This is a genomic window from Dyella sp. OK584 (assembly GCF_057787755.1).
This window is the reverse complement of record NZ_CM173542.1, coordinates 1,352,726-1,376,604: the sequence shown is the minus strand read 5'-3', so window position 1 is coordinate 1,376,604 and position 23,879 is coordinate 1,352,726. Positions and strand designations below refer to the sequence as shown.

At 61.6% G+C, this 23,879-nt stretch carries 19 protein-coding genes, 1 tRNA gene and 1 pseudogene; 8 read left to right on the top strand and 13 right to left on the bottom strand.

All coding sequences use genetic code 11. The features are described from left to right. Positions 1 to 48: 48 nt before the first annotated feature. The 3 genes from AC3CBN_RS06130 to mug all read left to right on the top strand — a co-directional run bounded on the left by AC3CBN_RS06130 (position 49) and on the right by mug (position 3,159). Entirely contained in the window at positions 49 to 1,530 is a 1,482-nt protein-coding gene (locus tag AC3CBN_RS06130) for an NAD-dependent succinate-semialdehyde dehydrogenase (RefSeq protein ID WP_488635932.1), read from the top strand. A gap of 384 nt (positions 1,531 to 1,914) precedes the next feature. Continuing rightward, on the top strand, positions 1,915 to 2,628 hold the full coding sequence (locus AC3CBN_RS06125) for a TetR/AcrR family transcriptional regulator (RefSeq protein ID WP_488635931.1): 714 nt from the start codon (positions 1,915 to 1,917) through the stop codon (positions 2,626 to 2,628). Between the two features lie 18 nt (positions 2,629 to 2,646). Next, positions 2,647 to 3,159 (top strand): G/U mismatch-specific DNA glycosylase, encoded by a 513-nt coding sequence (gene mug / locus AC3CBN_RS06120; protein WP_488635930.1) that lies wholly within the window; start codon positions 2,647 to 2,649, stop codon positions 3,157 to 3,159. A gap of 47 nt (positions 3,160 to 3,206) precedes the next feature. Here mug and AC3CBN_RS06115 read toward each other — a convergent pair whose 3' ends face one another. After that, a complete protein-coding gene (locus tag AC3CBN_RS06115) occupies positions 3,207 to 3,830 on the bottom strand; it encodes a DNA-3-methyladenine glycosylase (protein WP_488635929.1) in 624 nt (207 codons plus the stop codon). A gap of 324 nt (positions 3,831 to 4,154) precedes the next feature. Between AC3CBN_RS06115 and AC3CBN_RS06110 the strand changes: the two genes are divergently transcribed. Next, a complete protein-coding gene (locus AC3CBN_RS06110) occupies positions 4,155 to 4,538 on the top strand; it encodes a nuclear transport factor 2 family protein (protein WP_488635928.1) in 384 nt (127 codons plus the stop codon). A gap of 105 nt (positions 4,539 to 4,643) precedes the next feature. On the opposite strand, the gene AC3CBN_RS06105 is transcribed toward AC3CBN_RS06110, so the two are convergent. The 8 genes and pseudogenes from AC3CBN_RS06105 to AC3CBN_RS06070 all read right to left on the bottom strand — a co-directional run bounded on the left by AC3CBN_RS06105 (position 4,644) and on the right by AC3CBN_RS06070 (position 11,254). Continuing rightward, complete coding sequence (locus AC3CBN_RS06105) at positions 4,644 to 5,876, bottom strand: sensor histidine kinase (protein ID WP_488635927.1); 1,233 nt, start codon at positions 5,874 to 5,876, stop codon at positions 4,644 to 4,646. Between the two features lie 7 nt (positions 5,877 to 5,883). Then, on the bottom strand, positions 5,884 to 6,576 hold the full coding sequence (locus AC3CBN_RS06100; protein ID WP_488635926.1) for a response regulator: 693 nt from the start codon (positions 6,574 to 6,576) through the stop codon (positions 5,884 to 5,886). A 49-nt stretch (positions 6,577 to 6,625) separates the two neighbouring features. Next, the gene (locus tag AC3CBN_RS06095; protein ID WP_488635925.1) at positions 6,626 to 7,141 is read right to left on the bottom strand and encodes a Spy/CpxP family protein refolding chaperone; all 516 of its coding nucleotides are present in this window, start codon (positions 7,139 to 7,141) and stop codon (positions 6,626 to 6,628) included. Positions 7,142 to 7,249: 108 nt separating this feature from the next. Then, on the bottom strand, positions 7,250 to 7,969 hold the full coding sequence (locus AC3CBN_RS06090) for a hypothetical protein (protein WP_488635924.1): 720 nt from the start codon (positions 7,967 to 7,969) through the stop codon (positions 7,250 to 7,252). A gap of 234 nt (positions 7,970 to 8,203) precedes the next feature. Then, a pseudogene (locus AC3CBN_RS06085) lies at positions 8,204 to 8,382 on the bottom strand (integrase catalytic domain-containing protein); the annotation flags it as partial. A 220-nt stretch (positions 8,383 to 8,602) separates the two neighbouring features. Next, a complete protein-coding gene (locus AC3CBN_RS06080; protein ID WP_488635923.1) occupies positions 8,603 to 9,184 on the bottom strand; it encodes a TetR/AcrR family transcriptional regulator in 582 nt (193 codons plus the stop codon). Between the two features lie 33 nt (positions 9,185 to 9,217). Then, complete coding sequence (locus AC3CBN_RS06075; RefSeq protein WP_488635922.1) at positions 9,218 to 9,385, bottom strand: DUF302 domain-containing protein; 168 nt, start codon at positions 9,383 to 9,385, stop codon at positions 9,218 to 9,220. A gap of 393 nt (positions 9,386 to 9,778) precedes the next feature. Beyond that, positions 9,779 to 11,254 carry an amidase family protein gene (locus AC3CBN_RS06070; RefSeq protein ID WP_488635921.1) on the bottom strand — a complete coding sequence of 492 codons (1,476 nt, stop codon included), beginning with the start codon at positions 11,252 to 11,254 and terminating at the stop codon, positions 9,779 to 9,781. A 303-nt stretch (positions 11,255 to 11,557) separates the two neighbouring features. On the opposite strand from AC3CBN_RS06070, the gene AC3CBN_RS06065 reads away from it, so the two are divergent. Next, entirely contained in the window at positions 11,558 to 12,718 is a 1,161-nt protein-coding gene (locus AC3CBN_RS06065; RefSeq protein ID WP_488635920.1) for an IS30 family transposase, read from the top strand. A 21-nt stretch (positions 12,719 to 12,739) separates the two neighbouring features. Here the strand turns inward: AC3CBN_RS06065 and AC3CBN_RS06060 are convergent, their stop codons facing one another. From AC3CBN_RS06060 to AC3CBN_RS06050, 3 genes are all read right to left on the bottom strand, one after another. Then, a complete protein-coding gene (locus AC3CBN_RS06060) occupies positions 12,740 to 13,246 on the bottom strand; it encodes a hypothetical protein (protein WP_488635919.1) in 507 nt (168 codons plus the stop codon). A 903-nt stretch (positions 13,247 to 14,149) separates the two neighbouring features. Then, positions 14,150 to 14,506 (bottom strand): hypothetical protein, encoded by a 357-nt coding sequence (locus AC3CBN_RS06055; protein WP_488635918.1) that lies wholly within the window; start codon positions 14,504 to 14,506, stop codon positions 14,150 to 14,152. A 640-nt stretch (positions 14,507 to 15,146) separates the two neighbouring features. Next, positions 15,147 to 15,222 (bottom strand) — tRNA-Ile (locus tag AC3CBN_RS06050). A gap of 177 nt (positions 15,223 to 15,399) precedes the next feature. Here AC3CBN_RS06050 and AC3CBN_RS06045 point away from each other — a divergent pair. Next, entirely contained in the window at positions 15,400 to 15,771 is a 372-nt protein-coding gene (locus tag AC3CBN_RS06045) for a nuclear transport factor 2 family protein (protein ID WP_488635917.1), read from the top strand. Here the strand turns inward: AC3CBN_RS06045 and AC3CBN_RS06040 are convergent. Next, positions 15,759 to 20,378 (bottom strand): DEAD/DEAH box helicase, encoded by a 4,620-nt coding sequence (locus tag AC3CBN_RS06040; protein WP_488635916.1) that lies wholly within the window; start codon positions 20,376 to 20,378, stop codon positions 15,759 to 15,761. The genes AC3CBN_RS06045 and AC3CBN_RS06040 overlap by 13 nt on opposite strands. A 189-nt stretch (positions 20,379 to 20,567) precedes the next feature. On the opposite strand from AC3CBN_RS06040, the gene AC3CBN_RS06035 reads away from it, so the two are divergent. Beyond that, entirely contained in the window at positions 20,568 to 22,832 is a 2,265-nt protein-coding gene (locus tag AC3CBN_RS06035) for a TonB-dependent receptor (RefSeq protein WP_488635915.1), read from the top strand. 133 nt (positions 22,833 to 22,965) lie between these two features. Next, a complete protein-coding gene (locus AC3CBN_RS06030; protein WP_488635914.1) occupies positions 22,966 to 23,817 on the top strand; it encodes an alpha/beta hydrolase in 852 nt (283 codons plus the stop codon). The last annotated feature ends 62 nt before the right edge of the window (positions 23,818 to 23,879 follow it).

Genomic DNA, 23,879 nt, shown 5'->3' with positions numbered 1-23,879 from the left:
TCGAGATGGAGCGGCATGCCGCTCCCATCACTCGCATCGAGCACCATGATGAAACAACGACTTTCTCTGCATAACCCGGCTCTTCTGGCACAAGCCAACTACATCGGTGGTCGCTGGACAGCCGCTGGCGAGAATGGGACACCCGTCACTGATCCTTCCACGGGCGACGTTATCGGCAAGGTTCCCAACGCCGGCGCCGACGAAGCACGCGCCGCCATTGAGGCCGCGCATGATGCGTTTCCCGCGTGGCGAACGAAGACGGCAAGCGAACGCGCCGCGCTTTTGCGCCGCCTGGCCGTTTTGATCACCGAAAACACCGAGGATCTGGCGCGCATTCTCACTTCCGAACAGGGAAAGCCGCTGCGCGAAGCCCGTGGCGAAATTGGCATGTCGGCCGCCTACATCCAATGGTTTGCTGAAGAAGGACGTCGGACTTATGGCGACATCATTCCTTCGCCATGGAAAGATCATCAGATACTGGTAACCAAGGAGCCAGTGGGCGTGGTGGCGGCCATTACGCCGTGGAATTTTCCGTCGTCGATGATCGCTCGCAAGCTTGGGCCGGCGTTGGCTGCCGGATGCACCATCGTCATCAAGCCCGCCCCGCAAACTCCCTTGTCGGCGCTTGCCTGGGGCGTGCTGTGCGAAGAGGCGGGCATTCCTGCTGGCGTGGTCAATATCGTGACGGGTGATGCCCGCGCTATTGGTGGCGAGCTTACGAGCAATCCTAAGGTGAGAAAGATTACCTTTACCGGCTCCACCGCCGTGGGCAAGCTGCTGCTCGCGCAGGCTGCCCACACCGTAAAGAAAGTATCAATGGAGTTGGGCGGAAACGCGCCCTTTATTGTTTTCGATGATGCGGATCTGGAAAGTGCAGTGCAGGGAGCGATTGCTTCCAAATATCGCAACTCCGGCCAGACCTGCGTCTGTACCAATCGACTGCTTGTGCAAGAAGGTATCTACGATGTCTTCGCGAAACGGTTGTCCGAAGCCGTCGGCAAGCTCAAGGTAGGTGATGGCTTTGAAGCGGATGTCGACAATGGCCCGTTGATCAATGCCGATGCCATCAACAAGATCGAAGCACATGTGCGTGATGCTTCGTCCAAGGGTGCCAAAGTCATTGCCGGCGGGAAGCGTCACGCGCTGGGTGGCACGTTTTTCGAGCCCACGGTGTTGACTGACGTAACATCGGATATGGCGGTCGCCAGCGAGGAAACTTTCGGACCGCTCGCACCGCTCTTCCGATTCAAAGACGAGGCTCAGGCGATCCAGATCGCCAATAGCACCGAGTTCGGCCTCGCGTGCTACCTCTACACGCAAGATCTTGGTCGCATCTTCCGCATGTCATCCGCGCTCGAATACGGCATGGTTGGCATCAACGAGGCGCTGATCACGACCGAAGTTGCGCCGTTCGGCGGCGTGAAAGAATCCGGGCTGGGGCGCGAGGGTTCCTATCAAGGCATCGAGGACTATCTCGACACGAAGTACCTGTGCATTGGCGGACTTGGAATGAAATCTTCCGCGCCGTAACGAACGCACAATCGGTGCGTGGTGCTCGGGCGCTCTTTGCACGCGCCACCACTGATCGGAGTGACCTCCACCGACAGAAGTGTCCCCATCATGCTTGTTTGCAGGAGCGCGAGACGCTGATCGTCTGTGGCGGATGCGGCTCCGCACGCGTCCGCCACCCTTCGCCTTCGTGAATTCTCGGCTAGAGCCTGAGGGAAAGCGCTCGCACCATCCCGTCAATCTCCGTGAGCCTGTCCGCCTGGTTTTCAGTTCACTATCCGCGCGGTACAAATCCGGGTAACCCTGTCTCGACCACTTCGTTGAATCGGAACCTTGTCAGGATGGTGTGCTGCATTTCATGCAAGGTGTCTTTGGGGAGGGCCGGGACATCGACGTTTCCCTTGCTTGTATTTTGTACTTGTTGGAATAATATTTAATGAGACACCTGAGGTCAGGTTTTTTTGTATGCGTACCAGTACCAAATTAGATAAGGCCGCAGACAAGGCGACGGCAACGGCGACCAAGAAGCCGCGTGGTCGACCGCGCGCCTACGAGCCTCAGGTCGCCCTGCGACGGGCGGCTGACGCCTTCTGGAAGACCGGGTACTCCGGCACGTCGCTCGACGACATCACAGCGGCGACCGGCATGAACCGCCCGAGCCTTCGCGCGGCGTTCGGCGATAAGCACACCATCTACCTGAAGGCGCTGGCCGATTACTGGGACTTCAAATTCGTTGTAATGCGCGAAGCGCTACAGCGTGGCCTGACCTTGAAAGACGCCCTGATGCGCGTCTACGACGCGGCCCTATCCATCTATTTCTCCGGTGATGGCCACGCGCGCGGATGTTTCGTGGTGGGTACGGCCATCACTGAAGCTGTCGAAGACCCTGAGATACAGCGCGTTGTGATGGACGGCCTTCATCTGCTCGATGCGGATTTCGAGGCGCGCCTACGACTGGCACGTGACGCGGGAGAACTGAAAAAGGACGCTGATCTCGGCGCTCTCGCTTTGCTCGCTTCCGCGACCATGCACACCATAGCCATTCGCTCCCGCGCGGGCGCCTCCCGGAAGGAGCTGCGGAAGCTCGCGCAGAAGGCAGTGAGCGTGATCTGCGGATGACCTGCGAGCAGCAGAGCCATGCTTGATGCACTCCCCGACGTGATTGCTCCACGTCTTGCAGTGTTGTTCTGCGGCATCAACCCCGGGATGTTGGCGGCGACCACGGGACATCACTTTGCCGGACGAGCGAATCGCTTCTGGCGTGTGATTCATCTCGCAGGCTTTACGCCCGAGGAACTCCAACCAGAAAACGATCAGGTGATCCTTCAGTACCACTGTGGTCTGACGTCAGTAGTCAAGCGGCCGACAGCACGAGCGGACCAGCTGTCGCTGGAGGATTTCACTTCTTCTGCCACCGAGTTCGAACAGAAGATCGGCCGCTATGCACCGCGTTTCGTCGCCTTTCTCGGCAAGGCTGCGTACGCCGCGCTGTCGGGTCAGCGAGATGTCGCCTGGGGTTTGCAACCGGCCACCATCGCGGGCTCCGCCGTTTGGGTACTACCCAATCCGAGCGGGCGGAATCGTGCCTTTACGCTCGATCATCTGGCCGAGGCTTATCGTCAACTTTATTTGGCAGTGCGTGAGGCCTGATCTTCATTGGTCGGGCGGACGCTTCAAAACAATCAGGCTGATTCACATCAGGGCTTGAACGTCACCGGGCCCGACACGTACCGACTATTCGGCACGCTCCATCGCCACGGCAAATCCATTCCCACCCGGATCCCGACACGAGGTCCACCCGACAGACCTCTGGGTGGCGCGACACCGTCATCGACTATCGCAAAACCATCGCGAGCGCTGACAAGATCAATGCCATTTTGCGGCCCGGCTATTCCCATGGCCTGCGTCAGGCGTGCCGGCCCGCGACACAGGTCGCGATCGTTAATGCCCGAGGGACGTGCATCGCGCATTTTCTCCAGGCCATGCAAGGGCTCCAGCGCTCGGATAAGCACGCCCTCACCTGCCGGCCTGCACACGCAGTTGCAGCACCAGTGCATGCCATAGGTGAAGTAGACATACATGTGCCCGGCGGGCCCAAACATAATGGCGTTTCTCGCGGTCTTTCCGCGAAACGTATGCGCTGCCGGGTCGATTGAGCCGACGTAGGCCTCCACTTCCACGATGCGGCCCGCCCGACCGTCTGCGCAGGCCAGAATCTTGTTGAGTAATTGAGGCGCCACCGTCGTTGCAGGCCGCTCGAAGAAGGGCCGCAATACGATGGCTCCTGGCCAAGCTCTAGCCTGACGAGACCCTTTGGGCATCCGACTGCTCCGTCCGTCTTATCGATGACGGCATTCTAGGCATCCCGAATGTTTTCCCTTGGTCAACATGTTCCCGATGCGGGCCTGCAATTCAGAAAGCGCTCCAAAGATTGCTTCTAGACGCGACGTCCGTTGACGTTCCAAACGGACGGAATATCAGGATGGGGATTGATCCGCTGCGAGCACTTGTGTGCCTGAGTAACCAAGAGCAACCTGACTACTCCTTTGAGCGCACGCACGTACTGCGCGCCGCTCAACTCGGGTGTTGGATGCCTACTTCGCGCGTTGGTGCTGTAGGCACGCGAACCAGAATGGAGGCCGATGATGGAAGCGCAGAACATTCGGATGGCCATCGATCGACACTGGGCCGCATCCGCTGCGGGTGATCAAGATGTCGAGCATGTGATCTATCACGATGATGCTGTGTGCGAGTACCCACAGTCAGGCGAGATCATCCACGGTCGGCATAACCTGCAAGCGCTTCGCAGCCATCACCCAGGCAGACCATCGGGCTTTGTGGTCCGACGTATCGCAGGAGAGGGCAACCTCTGGGTTACCGAGTACGTCATTACGTACGAAGGCAAGCGTGCCTACACCGTCAGCATCATGGAGTTCCGGGAGGGAAAGGTGTCGCACGAAACTCAATACTTCGCCGACCCCTTCGACGCTCCTGCCTGGCGTGCGCAGTGGGTCGAACAGGGAGCGTAATCGACGGCATTCAGCGACAGCATCTGGTTCAGCGGCCTTGCGGGAAGCTGCCGGACTTTGGGGCAGTCTCGCCGGCCCGCGTCATTGGCCGCTCATTTGCTGGCATCACGTCACGGCCGGCATCGACAATACGAACGCAAAAGCGCCATCCGATTCGTATCGGCAGCCAAGCTCGCCGCCGTGATGGCGAGCAATCTGCCGCGCCAGCGCAAGGCCCAGTCCGGTGCCGGCGCGGTCGTGTGCTGCGCTACCTCGGTAGAACGGCTCGAGCACCCGGTCAAATTCGTCTTCCGGCAAACCCGGACCGTGATCGCGCACGACGAGTTCGGCACGGCCTTCTGCTGCCCGCAGCCGCACCTGCACCGGCGGCAATCCATGGCGGCTCGCGTTATCCAACAAGTTGCGCATGAGCCGAAGCAACAGCCGCGGGTCACCCTTCACAGTCACATGTATCCCATCCAGGTCGACGCCGTCGTGGCGCGCGCATTCTTCCGCGGCCAGCGCCAGCAGATCGACCGGTTCGGTCACCTCCAGATGCGGCATCGCTTCCAGACGGCTGGCCAGCAGGATCTCGTCAATCAAGGCATCCAACTCGTCAATGTCCTGCTTCAGGCCGTCACGGCGATCCTTATCGACGCTGGGCCCGATGAGTTCCAACGCCAGGCGAATACGCGTTAGCGGCGTGCGCAATTCGTGCGAGGCATTGGCCAACAGGGTCTTGTGATGTCCGACGAGCGCTTCAATCCGATCGGCAGCCTGGTTGAAGCTGAGCGCCAGGCGCGCCACCTCGTCGCGGCCCTCCACCGCAACCCTGGCACGCAGATCACCGGCGCCCAGTGATTCCACTGTGTGCTGCAGTCGCTCCAGACGGCGGGTAATCCGCCGCACCACCGGCAACACCAGGAGGCCGATGATGGCGCCCAGCGTAAAGAGACTCAGCAGCAGTAGATGCAGAGGGGGGCGTTCACCACGGGGCAGGCTTGCCTGCAGCGAGCGACCATCAGGCAGATGCAGCGTCCAGAGTGTGTCATCCGAGCGTGGCAACGCCGGCCGGCCACCGGTGCCCAGTCTCGCGCCCGACTCGGCAATCAGCCGGTGGGAATCGTCCAGTAATGCCAGGTGCAAGGGCTGCCCCTGCGCCAACCTATCGAGGGTTCGCTGTTGCTCCGCCACGGGTGCTTGCATGGGCGGAAGGGCATTGACGATGACTTGTGCCTGCGAATGCAACATCGTCTGGTAGGGCCCGCCACTGCTGTGCCAAAACCAGGCGATAGCGATGGCGAAGGCCATGAGGCTGGCGACGACGGTGAGGTAAATGCGCAGGTAGAGGCGCGTCATGGTGGGCTCAATCCTGCTTGCGCGCGAACAGGTAGCCGGCGCCGCGCACCGTGATGATGCGCTTGGGAGACTTGGGATCGCCCTCTATGGCCGCGCGTATGCGTGAGATATGCACGTCGATGGAGCGATCGAACGTGTCCAGTTGTTCGCCGCGCACCAGGTCCATCAGCATGTCGCGCGACAACACTCGCCCGGCATGCTGCGCCAGCGCGAGCAGCAGCTCGTACTGGTAAGAAGTCAGCTCCGCCTCGCTTCCCGCGACTTTCACCGAGTGCGCGTCGGTGTCGATCTCCAGCTGGCCGAACACCAGCGTCTTCATCGCCCCTGTGGCCGGCGCCGTTCGTCGGCGCAAAATTGAGCGCAGCCGCGCCAGCAATTCGCGTGGCTCGAACGGCTTGGGAAGATAGTCGTCGGCGCCGATCTCCAGGCCAACGATGCGGTCGATCGCGTCGCCCCGTGCCGTGAGCATCAGCACCGGCAAGTCGGACCGCTCGCGCAGCTTGCGGCAAACGTCGAGCCCGTCCATGTCCGGCAGCATCAAGTCGAGAATGGCGGCATCCAGGGCGTCCGCGCTGAGTCTTTCCAGCGCTTGCGCCCCGGTTGCCGCCTGCGATACCTCATACCCATGGTTACGCAGGTATTCGTCCAGCATGCCGGCCAGACGCGGATCGTCCTCTACCACCAGGATGCGTTCGCTCATTATTTCCGCTCTAGTGCGAAAGCTGCATCATAGCCACCAGACAACGCGTTCAACCATGCATCGACGCTGTCATCGACATATGTTGGGTCAAGTGTTCGACAAGCTTTTGTCGCTGGCCCGGCGTCAAGACGTTGCTGCTGTCTTCCACCAGCCGGGTCATGCGCTGCGCGATCTGGTCGTGCACGGCGACCTGCGCGGCACTTGCCTGCTCCAGCGCCACGCGATCGATCGTGGGAGCCGCTAGCAGATCCAGTACTTGCGCATGGCCCGCGTGCAACTGTTGGAACATCGGCAGCAGATCGGCCGCCGCTTGCTTGAAGATAGGGTCCAGAGCCGATTTCTGGACATCAGTCGCGTCGACCTCGATGTACAGGTGCTGGCAGACCTTGTCGATATGCGCAGCCATGTCGGCCTGGGACATGGGCCCCGCCATATGATGCATGGCTGAAACACCGCCGTCGGTCGCCAGCACCGCGACGCCGGCCGCCAGCGCGGCGCCGCCGATGAAGCCCAGGAGCGCAGCGCGCAGAGTGCGGTTCTTTTGCGTGTATTGATCGATTGCCATGATTTTCTCCTGTGCGGGATCAGTCGTTTCGACCAGGCGTAGCTTGTGCCCAGTGCATGAGCGCTTTGCGAAGCCCAGGTAAAGAAATGTGAAGCAGTCGGAAGCTCGTCAGACTGACGGCCGCTCGCGCAGCATCAGCACGCCGGCGGCAACGTTCCATACGGCCTGCAACAACAGAGTGCCGACGACCACGCCCAGGTCCATCTGCGCCCCGGCAGCGATCACCATCACCGCTGGCAGCCCTCCCGCGACCAGGCCGACGCAACCCACCACGCGCCGCATGCCCGCGTCGCGCAACAGGGCCACGGACCATGCGATGGCCGCCACCGATTGCAGCACCCATGCCACACGCGCAATGTCGGTCAGGGCGATGGATTCGACCACGTGGATCATCCACCGTGCTGCCTGCATCGCCTCAGGTGTGCCGTTGACGAAATCTGCCGCGATGCCCGTGCTGATGAAGCCGTCGAGAATGGTGGCTGCAAACATCAACACGCTACCCAGGGCATAAGTCATCAGCCCGATCAGCACAGGAGCCCGTCGCAGATCGAGCCGTTGGGATAGCACCGTAAAGCCGTACATCAGGCCGCATATGCAGGCCATCGCAACCACGTGTACGTTCTGATGCCACGATTGGATCTGCACCATGCTTTGCAGAATTTCCAGCGTGGTCTTGCCGCTCGCCCCGCGATCCAACGCGACCGTGGCGGTAGATACAATGGCACTCGCCAAGATGGTGAGCCCGGCAAGGCGATCATCACCACTGGCTGGTATGGCCGTCGCGTAATGATCGACAGAGTGTTGCAACGATTCGATGCGGGTAGTCATGGCGAGCCTTTCACCTTGTCCAGTCGCACGGATGTGCGGGACATCAAGCTAGGCCGTCTGTTTGGCTGCGATATGTACTGCCGGTAAAGAATTGTGAAGACCGCTGCGGATCTGCCAGCGCCGGAATCGCCGGTTGGACGTGGCTGGAATTCGGGGTAGCGAGGAAAAGCGGTCAGTGACATTTTTGGATGGAATGACGAGATCGAAAAATGACTCCGACCCCTTTTGCTACCCATGTGCCCACACCACCATGGCTTTCCAGCAGAACTCTTTCCGTTGTCGCTGCGAATGATCTTCGGCAGGCCGCGTGTGAGTGCCAGGCGATCCATAACGCGAGTGACGCCTGCACCTGAGATCGCGCGTTCCACTTCGATCACGACTGACTCATGCGTGGCATCGTCGACGACGGTGACCCTTCCAAAATATAGCGATAAGCGGCGCCGGATGATGTCCCGGCCAACACGAGTGGGCAGTTCAGCGCTGTGGCGAAAGCCTATGGTGTCGCCGCTGGCCAACCTTCCAAGTCTCGAGCCCGGGATAAGTAGAATCGGCAACACTGTTCTCGTGGGCACGACATTTCACAGGGACTTTCCTCCAGTCTCCAGGTGTCGCTTCCGCCCCTTTTTTAAGACATCAAGCGGGCCGCGCGTTAGCGAGGATCAGTGCCGCGTCAATGCCGCCCTCCAAGATCTTCTCTGCGTGCGCCGCGTCTGGCACTGCGCGCGCGAACTCAAGTGTCCCCACCATCAGTGCGAAGATCGCTGTCGCACGGCGATGAGCGTCGGCCGAGTCAGCGTTTTCAAGCAAGGCTGCCAACAGCGAAACATAGCTGCTCAGCCCCTGCTCGTAGGCCTTCCGAGTTGGCTCAGGCTGCCGGGCGATTTCCGGCAGTAGTGCCGCAGAAGGACAGCCACTTTCCGGTTCTTTAAGGTGATCAGGGCTCAAATAGCCCCGGATGACGCCCTCTAGATCGAGACCCGCGTGCAGATCTTCCTCGAGGCGAAGTTGCTGGTCCCTAAGCGCGTCGACCAATGCGTCAAGAACCAGTTTTTCCTTGGACTCAAAGTGGGTATAGAACGCTCCGTTCGTCAAACCCGCCTCGCCCATAATCCCAGCGACTCCCGCGTCCGATACCCCATCACGGCGAAAGCATTTCGAGGCCGTCTCGAGTATCTGGCGCCGTGTCGTTGCCTTTTTACCTTTCTCGTAACGCATCGTTCTATTCGCTCTTGAGATATGCCTGCGAGCTCAGCTTGCGGCCTCTTCCAGCAAGGCCCTGAGGTCGCGATCAAGCTGTAGCGCCACCTCATCGACTTCATCGCTGCCAAACTGCCCAAAAGCAAAAGCAGGGCGGTCGTACTCGAATGCGACCTGACCATCGCTATCCTCGCGCAGTAGCACTGCGGATAGGCGCATAGAGCCCAGCTGACAATTGGTGCCGTGTCATCTTGGACGCGGTAAGTGGATTCCCAATATCGTACTGAATGGAACGGCGCTGGAGTCCTGCAACAGCTAGTAACGCGCCATGATCACGCTGGGCGAAAATAGACAGTGGGGGGCATGTTTCCAGTTCCTGAAGCGCTCGCCTGCTCTCACCGTAGCGCAGGAGGACGAAGATCCCATCATCAATGCGAGGCGCCAAGGATGAGAGCTTGGCGCGAACGTCTTCGAAAGGGTTTGCTGAGCTGATAGTGACGTGCTCGACCGAAATCGTGCGCGCAGAATACGTTGCGTTTGACATGTGGTGATCCTTCCTATTGCTAGCGCGAGATGGTGTCGGCCCCTTCCCAATGGAAAGGGGCCAGAGTTTCAGAAGGTTGCCGCCTGGGCACCCAAAACGGCTTCAATGCGGCGAGCCAGGCCCAGTAGGGCGCGGTCGCTTCGTAAAGGAGCATCTAGCTCAAGGCCAATGGGAAGGTTGCCCCCCGACAGACCCATGGGCAGGCTGATGCCCGGTAGGCCCACGCTGTTTGCGGATACGGTGTTGGTCGCCAGGGCGAGATAGGTGACGTCCTTGCCCCCAATAGTGAAGTTTGTCTGCTGGTCGATCAGAGGTGCCGTGCATGGTGTGGTCGGCTGCAGAATTGCCGCAGCTCCTTGCGCCAGGAATACCTTGTCCAGCCGACGCTGGATTTCCGGGCGACTGACAGTTAGCGCTGCTTGATAGGCTTCGTGGGAGATCGCGCCCCCACCTCCGGGCAATACCATGTGTCCCCAAACGTCGCGTAGCTCGGGCTTGAGGGCGTGATAGATCTCATCAAACGTTGTCGGGATTTGGTGGCGGCGAACAAACTCCGAGACCGCGCCCATCGTTTCGTGGAAGAAGATGCCCCACGTTGCGGAATGGATGAGGGCGCCATAATCGTCGCCAAGGTCTACCTCAATCACTTCAGCACCCGCGCCCCGCAGCTGGCGCAGCGACTCATGGAAGCGAGCTTCGACTTCAGGATCGACCAGGTTGAGGAATTGGCGCGGTGCGTAGGCCAGACGGACGCCCGTCAGGCTATGCCCGCGCTTGAATGGTTCCCCCGCGCGGTCGCCTGTCACCACCTGATCTACCAGCGCGATATCTTCAACGCTGCGGGCGAACACACCGGTCGTGTCGAGAGTATGGGAAATGGGTGCCACACCGGCGCGAGGCCATCGACCAGTCGTCGGCTTGAAGCCCACCACACCAACAAGAGACGCGGGCACACGGATCGACCCAACGGTGTCACCACCCAAAGAAGCAGGAACAATGCCGGCGCCCACGGATGCAGCGGAGCCGCTCGAAGAGCCACCGGTCACCCGATCATGCGCGTGTGGGTTTTTTACTTGGCCGAAGTCTCCATTGCTGCCGGTCAACCCGAAGGACATCTCCACGAGGTTGTTCTTACCGAACACCAATGCGCCGGCATCTTTAATCGCGCGGACAACATCTGCGTCTTCCCCCGGCACGAAGTGCCGGAGACCTCCGATCCCCAGGCTCGTTGCCAACCCCTTCGTCAAGTAACTGTCCTTCACCCCGATCGGGACGCCCAAGAGCGGGGCTGCCGACCCGGCGGCGCGCGCCTTGTCCGCGTCCCTTGCTGCGGCGAGGACTCCGGCCTCATCAATGCTGATGAATGAGTTGAGATCGGTCTGCGCTCGCGCCTGCTGCAATAGAGCAGACGTGTAAGCCTCGGACGTAACTTCGCCGCGGCTGATTGCGGCGGCGGCCTCTGCTAGCCCGAGCATGGCTAGGCCCCCGGCGCCTGCCTGCGCAGGGCGGCTGGAGATATCGATGGCGGCGGTTGTGTCGTTCATAAAAGCCTCGCAAGAGCGGAGTGAAGTGCCGTTGTCATGGCCGCGCAGGGCGCCACCGCGATGCCATTACGATCATAATATGGCATTACTAGCGTAATTCAATAGGCCGCAGCCAGTCGCTCGGGGAGTTAGGTTCAGGATGGAGCGCAGATGGGGAATGAGTGGTGACGGCAGGGCCGTGTAATTGCGTGTCCCTGTGACCGTACGGTCACCGCGCCCCCCAGGCTAAATTCCGTTTTGGGTTGCGGATTCAACCGGTCGTTGCAACACCCATAGACTGCGACAGCAGGAGGTGTGTTGCCAATGGCCCAGCGACCGCGGATCCATTACACAGACACCCACAAGGCCCTGATGTGGGACCGCTGGCAGCGTGGCAAGTCGTTGCACGAGATTGCCAAGCTGTTTGATCGGCACCACTCGGCGGTGCATCGGATACTTGCCGAGACCGGCGGCATACGACCGGTGCCCCGTCGCCGTGCCGAGCGCGCGTTGACCCTCGCCGAGCGCGAGGAGATATCGCGAGCGATGGTGGCGGGCCGTTCGATCCGCGCGGTTGCCTTGCAACTGCGGCGAGCACCGTCGACCATCAGTCGCGAGATTCAGCGTAGCGGTGGTCGGGACGGTTACCGCGCCAACCAGGCTGACCAGAAAGCCTGGGATCGCGCGCGTCGCCCCAAGGTCTGCAAGCTAGCCAGGTACCGGAAGCTTGCGACCCGGGTGACGAAGAAGCTGCAAGGACGATGGGCGCCGGAGCAAATCGCCGGCTGGCTCAAGCGCACGTCTAAGGGCAACGAGGACGATCAGGTGTCACACGAGACCATCTACCGCAGCCTCTACGTCCAGGCCCGTGGCGCCTTAAAAAAAGAACTATTGGCGCACTTGCGGCGCACCCGAACGATGCGCCGGTCGCGGCAGCACACCCAAAAGACGCCCGGTCACGGCCAGCTCCGCGACACGGTATCCATCAGCGAACGCCCAGCCAGCATCGAGGACCGGGCTGTACCCGGTCATTGGGAGGGCGATCTGCTCTGCGGCAGCGGCAACAGCCAGATCGTCACGCTCGTCGAACGGTACACACGCTTTGTCATGCTGATCCAAGTCGCGCGCAAGGACACGGAGACGGTCATCGATGCGTTGATCAAGCACGCACGCACCTTGCCCAAGGAACTCTATCGATCGCTGACGTGGGATCGCGGTAGCGAGATGGCCGACCACAAGCGCTTCACGCTGGCGACCCATATCCAGGTCTACTTCTGTGATCCGCAGCATCCGTGGCAGCGCGGCTCGAACGAGAACACCAATGGATTGCTTCGGCAGTATTTCCCTAAGGGCACCGACTTGTCCGCGCACTCGCAGGCCAAGCTCAACGCCGTCGCGCGGGAGTTGAACGGACGTCCAAGAAAGACCTTAAACTTCGAGACGCCGGCCGAGCGATTTCATCAAACTGTTGCGATGACCGGTTGAATCCGCAGCCGAAAGCGGACATTACGGGATGCCCTCGTGGATAGGACGAGAGCCCTCAGTGCAGCGATATAGCGCAGCCCCTACCCGAGGCAAGAGTTCGACTGCATCCTGCTTTGAGTCTGCCCACAGCTTTATGTAGATCCTGTCGGCATGCTTCGTTGCCCCCACGTAGAAGTCGTTCGCAGTGAAACCATAAAGTCTTTCTTCAAGCGACGCATTGCTGACGTACCCAGTGATGAGCGACATAGTTGTTGGCAATTCCTTTGCTCCAACGGCGGTCCACGGCCTGAAATCACCCTCGAATTTATCGGGTCCCGGGTGGCGGCTGATCTCGTAGTTCACGACACGGCTATTTCTACGAATGGTTCCCATAATTCCGTCGATACCCACTACGAACGTGAGCTTGTACTGGGATGGATCTCTAATGCATATCTGAAACGAGGGGCTGATGGCCTTAGGTTCATCGGCCGAGAGGCAGATCATCGGCGCCAGGGCCAGCACGCATACCAGGATGGTCTTTCGAAGCATTAAGTCGTCTCCAATCACAGACCAGTCGCCCATAGTACGGTGCCTCAACGGTGTCCACTTTGGCTCGCAAGCGGAAGCCAGTGCGAGCGAGATTACTTCCTCCGTTTGCGAGCCAAAGTACGAGCCAACGCTAGCAGACCAAACCCGGCGCCAAGGGCGACGCAAAACCAGAATAGCCATAGGAAGACCACTGGTCTTTGGCATCGAACCAGCCTGGCATCAAGCGAAAAGGTCCCATCGCAAGGTATGTATGCCAACGAAAAGCCGCTCACCGCATAGACCCAAAAGATCGCTGCGAGAAGGAACATGGCCCCCATGACAACCACTAACCATTTTTGAGACCGCTGACGTTCCTTCATGTCTTCCTCCCGCCCCTTCACCAGGTCCGCTCCGGGTCGGAAGCAGACCTTACCCCTAGCCTAAAGATCACGATCCTTGGTTACATGCCAAGCAAAGCATTCCGCTAGATCCGATGGTATTCCTGGGGCGCTTTTGATCGCCCAAGCATGAATACTGGCCTCCTCATCAACCCGGGCTCCGCCACTCCATAAGGTGACGTAATGCACCTTGTCGGGTGCGCCATGGAAGAAGATGAAAGGCGAATCAGAGTTTGGAGTATCGACGTAAACGATCTTCCAGTCGCGCAGCTCGAAGGCCTGGAGAACCGACACCCTGGGTACGTTGAGCTGCCTTGCGATTGCTCCAGCCCATTCGAGCCTCTGCGATTCCGATAAGTCACGCCTAACCAAGTCGCATGGTGAAGCTGCCGCGACCCCGCTGACTAGGAGCAATCCGATCAAATGCAATGAACGCATACGCCCCCTGAATTGGTATCTCGACATCGTCTGCTCCGGGTCGTGAGCGGACTTTGCCGTTGATCCTCGAACCTACGGCTAAGCCTACTCAACCTGGCGCGTGGAAATACTCCTCGTACCGCCTGACGGAGGCAGAAGCGGGCAACCCAACGGATCCGGCCCCAGCCACTTCAAGCCCAACGATTTGATCATCGACCGCCCAAACGATGATGTCGATGGTCTGACCGTTCCAAGTGCCACAGGCTTCAGCGACTTTTGTACCTGCCGCTGCGTCACCGTCTGGACCGAACCACACCGTCGCGCATCCACACTTGCAAGATGCTGTCACTTTGAGTTGTCCGACCGAGGCCATCATCTCTGATGACACGGCCCGGACGGCGCCGACCTGTACGGTGCGCTCCACCACCGAAGCTTCTTCCAGCGAGATTGATCGAATCATTGGCATGGGATCGGGTCGTCGTATCGCGCAAGTTATCGGGTGGTCAAAGGTGGCGGCGCTTAGGTCCGTTTTGGGTCGATGGTGTTGAAAAAGTCGCTTTTGAAATTTGGGGTCGCCGGAAGCTCGAAAAGTTGGCCGCGACGATCGCTTTCTGGCGAATCTTATGCGCAAATTTACGCAGAATCGAACTGTCGCGGGCATCGCGAACGAAAATTTCTACCCATATTTTCTTGGTCGGACTTTTTCAACACAATCGGTCGGAAGCGGACCTTTCCCGCAAGAAACGTCTGCGCAGCCTCGGCCTCCAACTCGCCTTGCGTATGCATGCGAGCAAACTTCCCCAAAGATGCGTCCAACACATTGGCGTTCCGCGCATCTTCCCCTTGATACACGCAAAAAAAACCCGCCTATTTGCGCTTGCGACGAAAGGACGTTGCAGAGGCGTAGCGGGTGCGTTGGGGCGATGATACTGGGTCGGAATTAATAGATGTCAAGCATATCATCGACCGTCGCCGGGCCGCCCTTTCCCGGCTGTGGTCCAGCCCTGTCCGGGGCGTGGCCAAACTATGGTTGCGAGTCGCATAGTTTGGCCAAAGTGGCCAAACTATGGTTACCCGCACAAACTCAGCAGTCCGCTACAGAGAAATGGTGGGCCCACCAGGATTCGAACCTGGAACCAAGGGATTATGAGTCCCCTGCTCTAACCGTTGAGCTATAGGCCCATGCTGTGCCGGCGATTGGTGCCGGGCGTGGGGCGATCATGGTAACGGTGTCGGGGGAGGGCGTCGACCTTCGGCGGCGGGAGGGTTGCGGGGCGGGTGTCGGCTTGGCGGCGCGGGTAACGTAGACTTTCACCCGCTGCGCCACTTTGCTGGCGCCCCACTGCAGAAGGATGCGCCATGCGCGAGCTGATTGAACGTTATCTGGCTGCCTATAACCGCATGGATGTCGACGGCATGCTGGCGACGATGCATCGCGAGGTGGTCTTCGAAAACTATACGGCGGGCGTGCTGAGCGTGCGAACGCAAGGCGTCGACGAGCTGCGCCACCTGGCGGAGAGTTCGCGCTATTTGTTCTCAGCGCGCCACCAGCTTCTGCTTGCTTATGAGGAGCGTGAAGGCACGGCCACGACACACATCCTGTTCGACGGTACGTTTGCGGTGGACCTGCCCAACGGGGTGCGAGCCGGGCAATCGATTACGTTGAACGGGCGCAGCGAGTTTCGGGCGCGTGACGGGCTGTTGGCGTATATCGCCGACTACAGCGAATAATCCGCGGCATGCGCGTCTGCGTGCATGCCGTCATGCTCGGCACGACGAAGCAGTGCATTGCGCCACCGCTGTTGTTGCGCCGTCGTCGCATCCAGCAGCCATTGCGGTTTTCCGGCGATCAGCGCGGCCACCGCCATACCGTCCTCATACAGCACGCGCGTGCCGATCACGGCGGGCAGCTTGTTGCCGACCAGCACCGTTCCTACGAGATTGAGCGGGTCCGATCCGCTCAGGCACACGAGTTCGCCTTGTGGTTCAAGCTGGCGTACGGCACGCAATCGAGCAATGGCTTCCGGTAGCGCGAACTGCTCGCCGACCAGACCTTCGACGAAGCGACCACCGCGGATTTCGCCGCGAGCTTCCAGCCGGTGATAGACGCGCAGCAGTTCGCGCCAACTGGGCAGCCAGGGGGCTTCGCGTTCCAGCAGTTTCCAGAACACGACGCCGTAGCGGCGCAGGAGGCTTCGGGCGATGTGCTCGAGGGTGTCGGGGTCTTTGGCGGTCGCGATAGCGGACGATTTCGCGGGCACCCGCCCTTTACCCCCTTCAGGGGGCTCATCCGACCCTTCGGGCCACCTTCTCCCCGGTGGGGAGAAGGAACTGGGCGTGCGCACGAGTGACCAGCGGCCCGCGTCCTCGATGCCGGTGAGCATGTGACGGCGCAAGCGGCGATGGCGATGTGCATCGCGCTTGGCGGCCGGCACCAGCAAGGCACGCAGGCCGGCGAAGCTGTCGGCGGTAATGCGACCGGCTGCCACGAGTTCTCCGAGCGCGTCTTCCAGTTCGGTACGCAGCAGGTGCGCGGCGGACAGCAGCTCATCGAAGAACAACGCGCCTTCGTTGCGCAATACATCCAGCACCGCCTGGGCGCGCGAGGACACAAGCATTTCCTGCGCGTTGCCTTCGGCGACGGCCGCGCCCGTCCATATCGACAGGCTTCGTCGCGGCAACAGCACGATGGGCGTGGCGCGCACCGGGCCACCTCCGCCACCGCTGCCCGTTCGCAACCGACTCCAGCTGATGCGACCCGCGCGGCAAAGATCGTCCAGCCAGCTGATCGCGTAATCGTCGATGCGCGCCGGTAGAAGCTCCGCTTCCCACGCGTTGGCGGCCGCTTCGAAACCTTCCAGTTGGGTGAGCACGGCTGGCAGCGCGTCCGGGCCACTCAGGCGTGAGCCCGGCGCGACGTGCTGCCATTCAAACAGGAAGCGCATCAGGTCGCGCCGACTGACCGGCTCGATCTCACGACGCAGGCGACCGATGGTATAGCGGTGAATGCGCGCGAGCAGGTGTCGCTCGCACCACTCGATATCGGCGTGGCCCGGGGTGAAGTGGCCCTGCATCACGTAGCCTTCCGATTGCAGGCGCAGTAACGCGAGGTCGATGTCGGAGGCAGGCACCTGCAGCGATGCGGCGAGTTGCGCAACGGTGACCGGACCGAGGCCGGTAAGGCGACCGCGCACGAGTTCAAGCAGGGAGTCTTCGCGGGTCCACGTTTGTGCGGCGTATTCCGGTGGTGCGGAAATGGGCGGCTGCAGGGTGGCATCCGGGTGAATGGCTTGCCATTGGGGGAGTTTTTCGGCGGCTATCCACAGGGACTGGAGCGAGCCCTGCCCCTCACCCCGGCCCTCTCCCCGGAGGGGAGAGGGAGTTAGGAGCGTGGCGCGATGAGATTCGGTCAGTGATTTCAACCAGTCGGTCCAGCCTTCGTTGGTGTCGGCTTCGCGCTGCGTGATGCCACCGAGCATGCCAAGCGCCTCATGCATTTCGTCGGCGCTGCGCACTTGCGGCCACGCTTCTTCGCGCACGGCGGCGATGGCGTCTTGATCGAGGCGCCCAAGATCGTCCGCGCTATCGGCATTGGTCCAGCGCCGCGATTGCACCGCTTGCGTGCGGCGCTCTTCCAGCGGCGCGTCGTCGAGATAAGCGTAGGGCGCCGCATTAAGCACCTCGCTGGCCAGCGGGCTGGGCGCGGCAAGGTCGCGTGCCACGACGGTGATCGAACCGTCCTCCAGGCCACGCAGGATGTGCAACAGCCCATCGATATCCATCGCCTCACGCAAACAATCGTGCAGGGTCTGGTTAACCAGCGGGTGATCGGGAATCTCACGCTCGCCCACGATGTTCTCGAGACAGGCCACCTGGTCAGGGAACACTGCGGCCAACAAGTCCTCGCTCTTCATGCGCTGCAGTTGCGGCGGCACCTTGCGCCCGCCCTGGAAACGCGGCAGCGCGAGCGAGGTGGTGGCGTTCCAGCGCCAGCGCACTGGGAACAGTGGCGCATCGAGCAGCGCTTGCACCAGCACGTGCTCTGCCGAGCTGGAATGCAGGTAGTGCGCCACTTCTTCCAGCGGGAAGCTGTGACTGGTGGAGAGCGACAGCACGATGGCGTCTTCGGTCGCTGCCGCCTGCAGCTCGAAGTTGAACTGGCGGCAGAACCGCTTGCGCAACGCCAGACCCCATGCGCGATTGATGCGGCTGCCCCAGGGTGTGTGGATGATGAGCTGCGTGCCGCCCGATTCGTCGAAGAATCGCTCGAACACCAGCGTGCCCTGCGTTGGCAGCACGCCAAGGGCGGCTTTCGCGGCGGCCATGTAATCGGCCAGTTGCTGCGCCGCCGACTCGCTCAGGCCCAGCGTGTGCATCAGCCAGTGCATCACCGCGCTTGCGCCGCCCTCGTCCAGACGAACAGCAATTTCTTCGCGCAGGCGCGACACACCGTGGGACAACTCAGCCGTGCGGCCAGGTGCTTCGCCCAGCCAGAACGGAATGTTCGGTGGCACGCCCTGCGCATCTTCCACGCGCAGACGATCGCGCTCCACGCGCAGGATGCGGTAGCTGGTATTACCCAGCTGGAATACGTCACCCGCGAGGCTTTCCACCGCAAAGTCCTCGTTCACCGTGCCGATGATGGTGGCCTGCGGTTCGAGTACCACGAGATAGTCGGCGGTGTCGGGAATGGCGCCGCCGGACGTCACTGCTGTCAGCCGCGCGCCACGTCGTGCGCGCAGTTGGCGATGCACGGCATCGCGATGAATGTAGGCCGCACGCGCACCTCGTCGAGTGGTGAAGCCATCGGCCAGCATGCGCACGGTGGCGTCGAATTGCTCGCGGGTGAGATCACGATAGGGATGCGCGCGGCGCAGCATGTCGTACAGCGCGTCCTCATCCCAGTCCTGGCAAGCCACCTCGGCCACGATCTGCTGCGCCAGCACATCCAGCGGCTGCGGCGGCTGGATCAATGTGTCCAGCTCGTTGCGGCGTACGCAATCGAGCAAGGCCGTGCACTCGACCAGGTCGTCGCGCGTGGCGGGAAACAGGCGTGCCTTGGGCGTGCCATCCACCGCATGACCCGAGCGGCCGGCGCGCTGCAAAAAGGCGGCAATGGAACGCGGCGAACCAAGTTGGCACACCAGGTCCACATCGCCGATGTCGATGCCAAGTTCCAGCGAGGCGGTAGCGACCAGCACGGAAAGCGCACCGCGCTTGAGTCGCTGCTCCGCATCGAGGCGCTGCTCCTTGGCGAGACTGCCGTGATGCGCGGCCACGGCTTCCTTGCCGAGGCGTTCGGAAAGGTGCCGTGCTACGCGCTCGGCCATGCGGCGTGTGTTGACGAACACCAGTGTGGTGCGATGCGTTTCCACCAGCTGGGCGAGGCGGTTGTAGACCAGCTCCCAGCATTCGTTGGACATCACCGCTTCCAGCGGTACCGGTGGCACTTCGATGGCGAGGTCGCGCTGGCGCGTGTGGCCGGTGTCTATGATGACAACCTGACCCTTCTCCCCTTCGGGGAGAAGGTGGCCCGAAGGGACGGATGAGGGGCGGGTGCTTGCGAGGGCGTCTTTCAATGCACGCTTTGAAGAGGTGCCTTCGCTAGATTGGCCCTTTACCACCTTTAGGTGGCTCACCCCAACCCTCTCCCCAAAGGGGAGAGGGAGACAAGCGTGCGCACCGACAAGGAACTTCGCTACTTCTTCGATTGGCTTCTGCGTGGCGGAAAGACCGATGCGCAACAACCGACGCTGGCACAGAGATTCCAGCCGCTCCAGCGAAAGCGCCAGGTGCGCGCCGCGCTTGCTGGATGCGAGCGCATGGATTTCATCGACGATGACCGTGCGCGTGCCCGACAGCATGCGGCGTCCCGATTCGGAACCGAGCAGGATGTACAGCGACTCGGGCGTCGTCACCAGAATGTGCGGCGGTTGCTTGCGCATCACGGTTCGTTCGGCCTGCGGCGTGTCGCCGGTGCGAACAGCCGTCCGGATGTCCACGTCGGGCAAGCCCAGTTTTGCCAGTTCCGCGCGGATGCCCTCCAGCGGGGCTTCCAGGTTGATGCGGATGTCGTTGGACAGTGCCTTCAGCGGCGACACGTAGACGACGGTGGTGACATCCGGTAGCGCGCCGCCGTTGGCCACGCCCTCGCGCACCAGCGTATCAATGGCGGAGAGAAAGGCCGTGAGCGTCTTGCCGGAGCCGGTCGGCGCCGCCACCAGGGTGTGCCGGCCCGACCGTATGGATGGCCAGGCAGCTTTTTGCGGCGCCGTGGGCGCAGCGAAGGCGCCCTGGAACCAGGCCGCGACGGCAGGATGAAAATCGTGCAATGGCATGGACTTAGGCCTGGCTGGCGCGCCCGGGCGACCGCTCCAAGATGGGGGCGACGGGACGTTTTGGCAACGCATTGCAGGAAAATGCGCTTTTGTCAGCCGCCTCTTTCAATGACAATAGCGTTACGCCGCCGTTCGTTTAGGTATGTTCTTACGGCGCCAGTTGCCTTCCATTATCCCGGGGACTTTCCAATGACCGCCGCCAGCCCGACGCGCCTTGCCGTGCTTGCCCTTTCCATTGCCAGCGCCTTGGCCATGGGGGCTGCTTCCACCGTCCACGCTCAGGACACCACCTCACCGACCGCCCCTGCCAAAGCGCAGAACAGCAAGCCGGTGGAACTTGCGACAGTGAACGTGACTGCTGAAAAGCGCGTCGAGAACCTGCAGAAGGTGCCGATTTCGATGACCGTGTTGACGGCTGCGCAGCTGGACAACTACGGCCAGTCGGGCGACACCGTGCTGCAGCTCGCTTCGCGCGCACCCAGTGTGTACGCCGAAACGTCGTATGGCCGCGAGTTCCCGCGCTTCTACATCCGCGGTCTGGGCAACAGCGACTTCGACCTCAATGCATCGCAGCCGGTGTCGATGGTTTACGACGACATCGTGCAGGAGAACCCGATCCTGAAGGGCTTCCCGCTGTTCGACCTCAACCAGGTGGAAGTGCTGCGCGGTCCGCAAGGCACCATGTTCGGCCGCAACTCGCCGGCCGGCGTGATCAAGTTCGATTCGGTCAAGCCGAGCCAGGACACCAGCGGCTACGCGCGCGTTTCGTACGGCAGCAAGGGCACGGCCAACGCCGAGGCAGCACTGGGCGGCGCGCTCAGCTCGCACTGGTCGGGCCGCGTGTCGGTGCTGGCGCAGCATCGCGACGGCTGGATCGACAACGACTACACCGACAAGAAGGACGCGCTGGGCGGTTACAACGACCGCGCCCTGCGTCTGCAGGCACTCTATGAGAACGACGGCTTCAGCGCGCTGCTCAACGCCCATGCGCGTTGGCTGGATGGCACGGCGGAAGTCAATCGCGGGAACGCCATCCCACTCGGCAGCGACAGCCTGGTGCCGGGTTTCAGCCGCGATACCGTCTTGCAGGATGGCCGCAACAAGCAGCACCTGTTCAGCTGGGGCAGCAACGCGCACCTCACCTGGAACCTCGGTGACTACACCTTCACCTCGATCACCGGTTTCGAAAAGGCTGACACATACAGCCTGGGCGACGTGGACGGCGGCATCGCCATTCCGCTCAACCCGAGCCAGGACAAGGCAAAGACGGCGTTCCCGGTCGAAACGGCCGACGCACTACCGCATGATCGCCAGATCACCCAGGAATTCCGCCTCGCCAGCAACCAGCAGGATCGCCTGAACTGGCAGGTGGGCGCGTACTACTTCTACGAAAATATCGCGATCAGCAACTTCGACTACGCGACACTCAACAATCACGCGCTCGACGGCTATGCGCAGCAGAGCCAGACCACGCGTGCGTGGGCGGGTTTCGGGTCGGTCGACTACCACCTCACCGACGACTTCGACGTGCGCGCCGGTACGCGTTACTCGCACGACTCGCGCGATTTCCACGTGGACCGCATCCTGTCGCCGATCGGCGGTGGCCCGCTGTCGCTCAGCGCGAACCCGCATGACTCACGCTGGAGCGGCGACCTCACCGGCACCTGGACGCTCAACCCGAACGTCAACGTGTACGGCCGCATCGCCAACGGCTTCCGCGCACCGAGCGTGCAGGGTCGCGTGCTGTTCGCCGACTTCATCTCGCAGGCCAAGCCCGAGACGATCACCTCGTACGAGCTGGGCATCAAGACCACCAGCATGAACAACCGCCTGCGCTTCAACGCGGACGTGTACGACTACAACATGCACAACCAGCAGCTCACCGCGGTGGGCGGCGACATCAACGTCACGCGCCTGATCAACGCGGCCAAGACGCAGGGTTACGGTGCCGAGTTCGACATGGAGGCTTACCTCACGCCGAACTTCGTGCTCACCGCCGGCGGCAGCTACAACCACACGGAGCTGAAGGATCCGAACCTCGCGGTGGCCATCTGCGGTTCCGGCTGCACGGTGCTCGACCCGCTCAATGCGCAGGGCAATGCGCTGGTCAACGGCAACCCGCTGCCCAACGCGCCCAAGTGGATCGGCAACCTCACTGCACGCTACGGCATTCCGTACGGCGAGAGCGGCGAGTTCTTCATCTACACCGACTGGAGCTACCGCAGCGAAGTGAACTTCTTCCTGTATGACTCGACGGAGTTCCGCAGCAAGCCGGTGGCCGAAGGTGGTTTGCGCGTGGGTTACAACTGGAATTACGGCAAGCGCGAAATCGCCCTGTACGGCCGCAACATCACGAACAAGCAGTACATCACCGGTGCGATCGACTTCAACAACCGCACCGCGTTCGTGAACGACCCGCGCATCATCGGCGTGGAATTCCGCGCCGACCTGTAACGGTCAGGGCCGACCTAACCGTCGTGCCATGGAAGGGAGCGGTCATGCCGCTCCCTTCTGGTTTTCCACCGGCGGACAACCATACCGGTTCCGCTTGTTGCAGAATCCTCACCTTTCCCGACGAGAGCGCGTAGTGAACCACCCTGGCGACCACCGCAACGACGGCCACCATCTCCTGGCCATGGCCGATGAGCAGGCACTTTTCGTGCGCGACTGGCCGCATGCGCGTGCCCAGGATGCGGTGCTGATCGTGCATGGACTGGGCGAACACAGCGGGCGCTACGAACGGCTCGCGCAGTGGTTCCACACCCGCGGCTATGCCGTGCGCAGCTATGACCAGCGTGGCCACGGCCGCACGGCCGGAGTGCGCGGGGGCTTGAGTCACGCCGACGACCTGCTTGAGGATCTGGCCACGGTCTACAACGACTACGCCTCGTCCCTGCCCCGGTTGCCGCTGCTGCTCGGCCACAGCATGGGCGGCCTGGTGGCGGCGCGCTGCGTGCTGGACCGGCGTATCCGGCCGCCGGCGATGGTGCTTTCCTCGCCCGCCCTTCGCACCTGGGAGCCCGTCTGGCGCCAGCGCCTGGCCGGCATGGTCAGTCGCGTGCTGCCCAATCTGCCGCTGCCCAATGGATTGCCGTTCGACAAGCTCTCGCACGACCTGCAAGTGGAGCCGGCCTATCGCGCCGACCCGCTGCGACACGGCTGGATAACGCCACGCGTGGCCGACTTCATCTTCCGTGTCGGCGAAACCACCATCCGCGACGCAGCACAGCTGTCCATTCCCACCCTGCTATTGGTGGCGGGCGCGGACAAACTGGTGGATCCATCGGGCAGCCGTGACTTCGCTGCCGCCTCGTGGGCAGGCAAGCATCTGACCACGCGTTACTTCGATGCGCTGTACCACGAGCTGTTCAACGAGGCGGAGCCTTCGCGCAGCCAGGTATTGAAGCAGCTTGGCGACTGGTTGCAGAAACGCGGATGACGTTCGCGTGTCTGTAGGAGCGCACCCAGTGCGCGACAAGCCTGCGATGCGGTCACAACGTA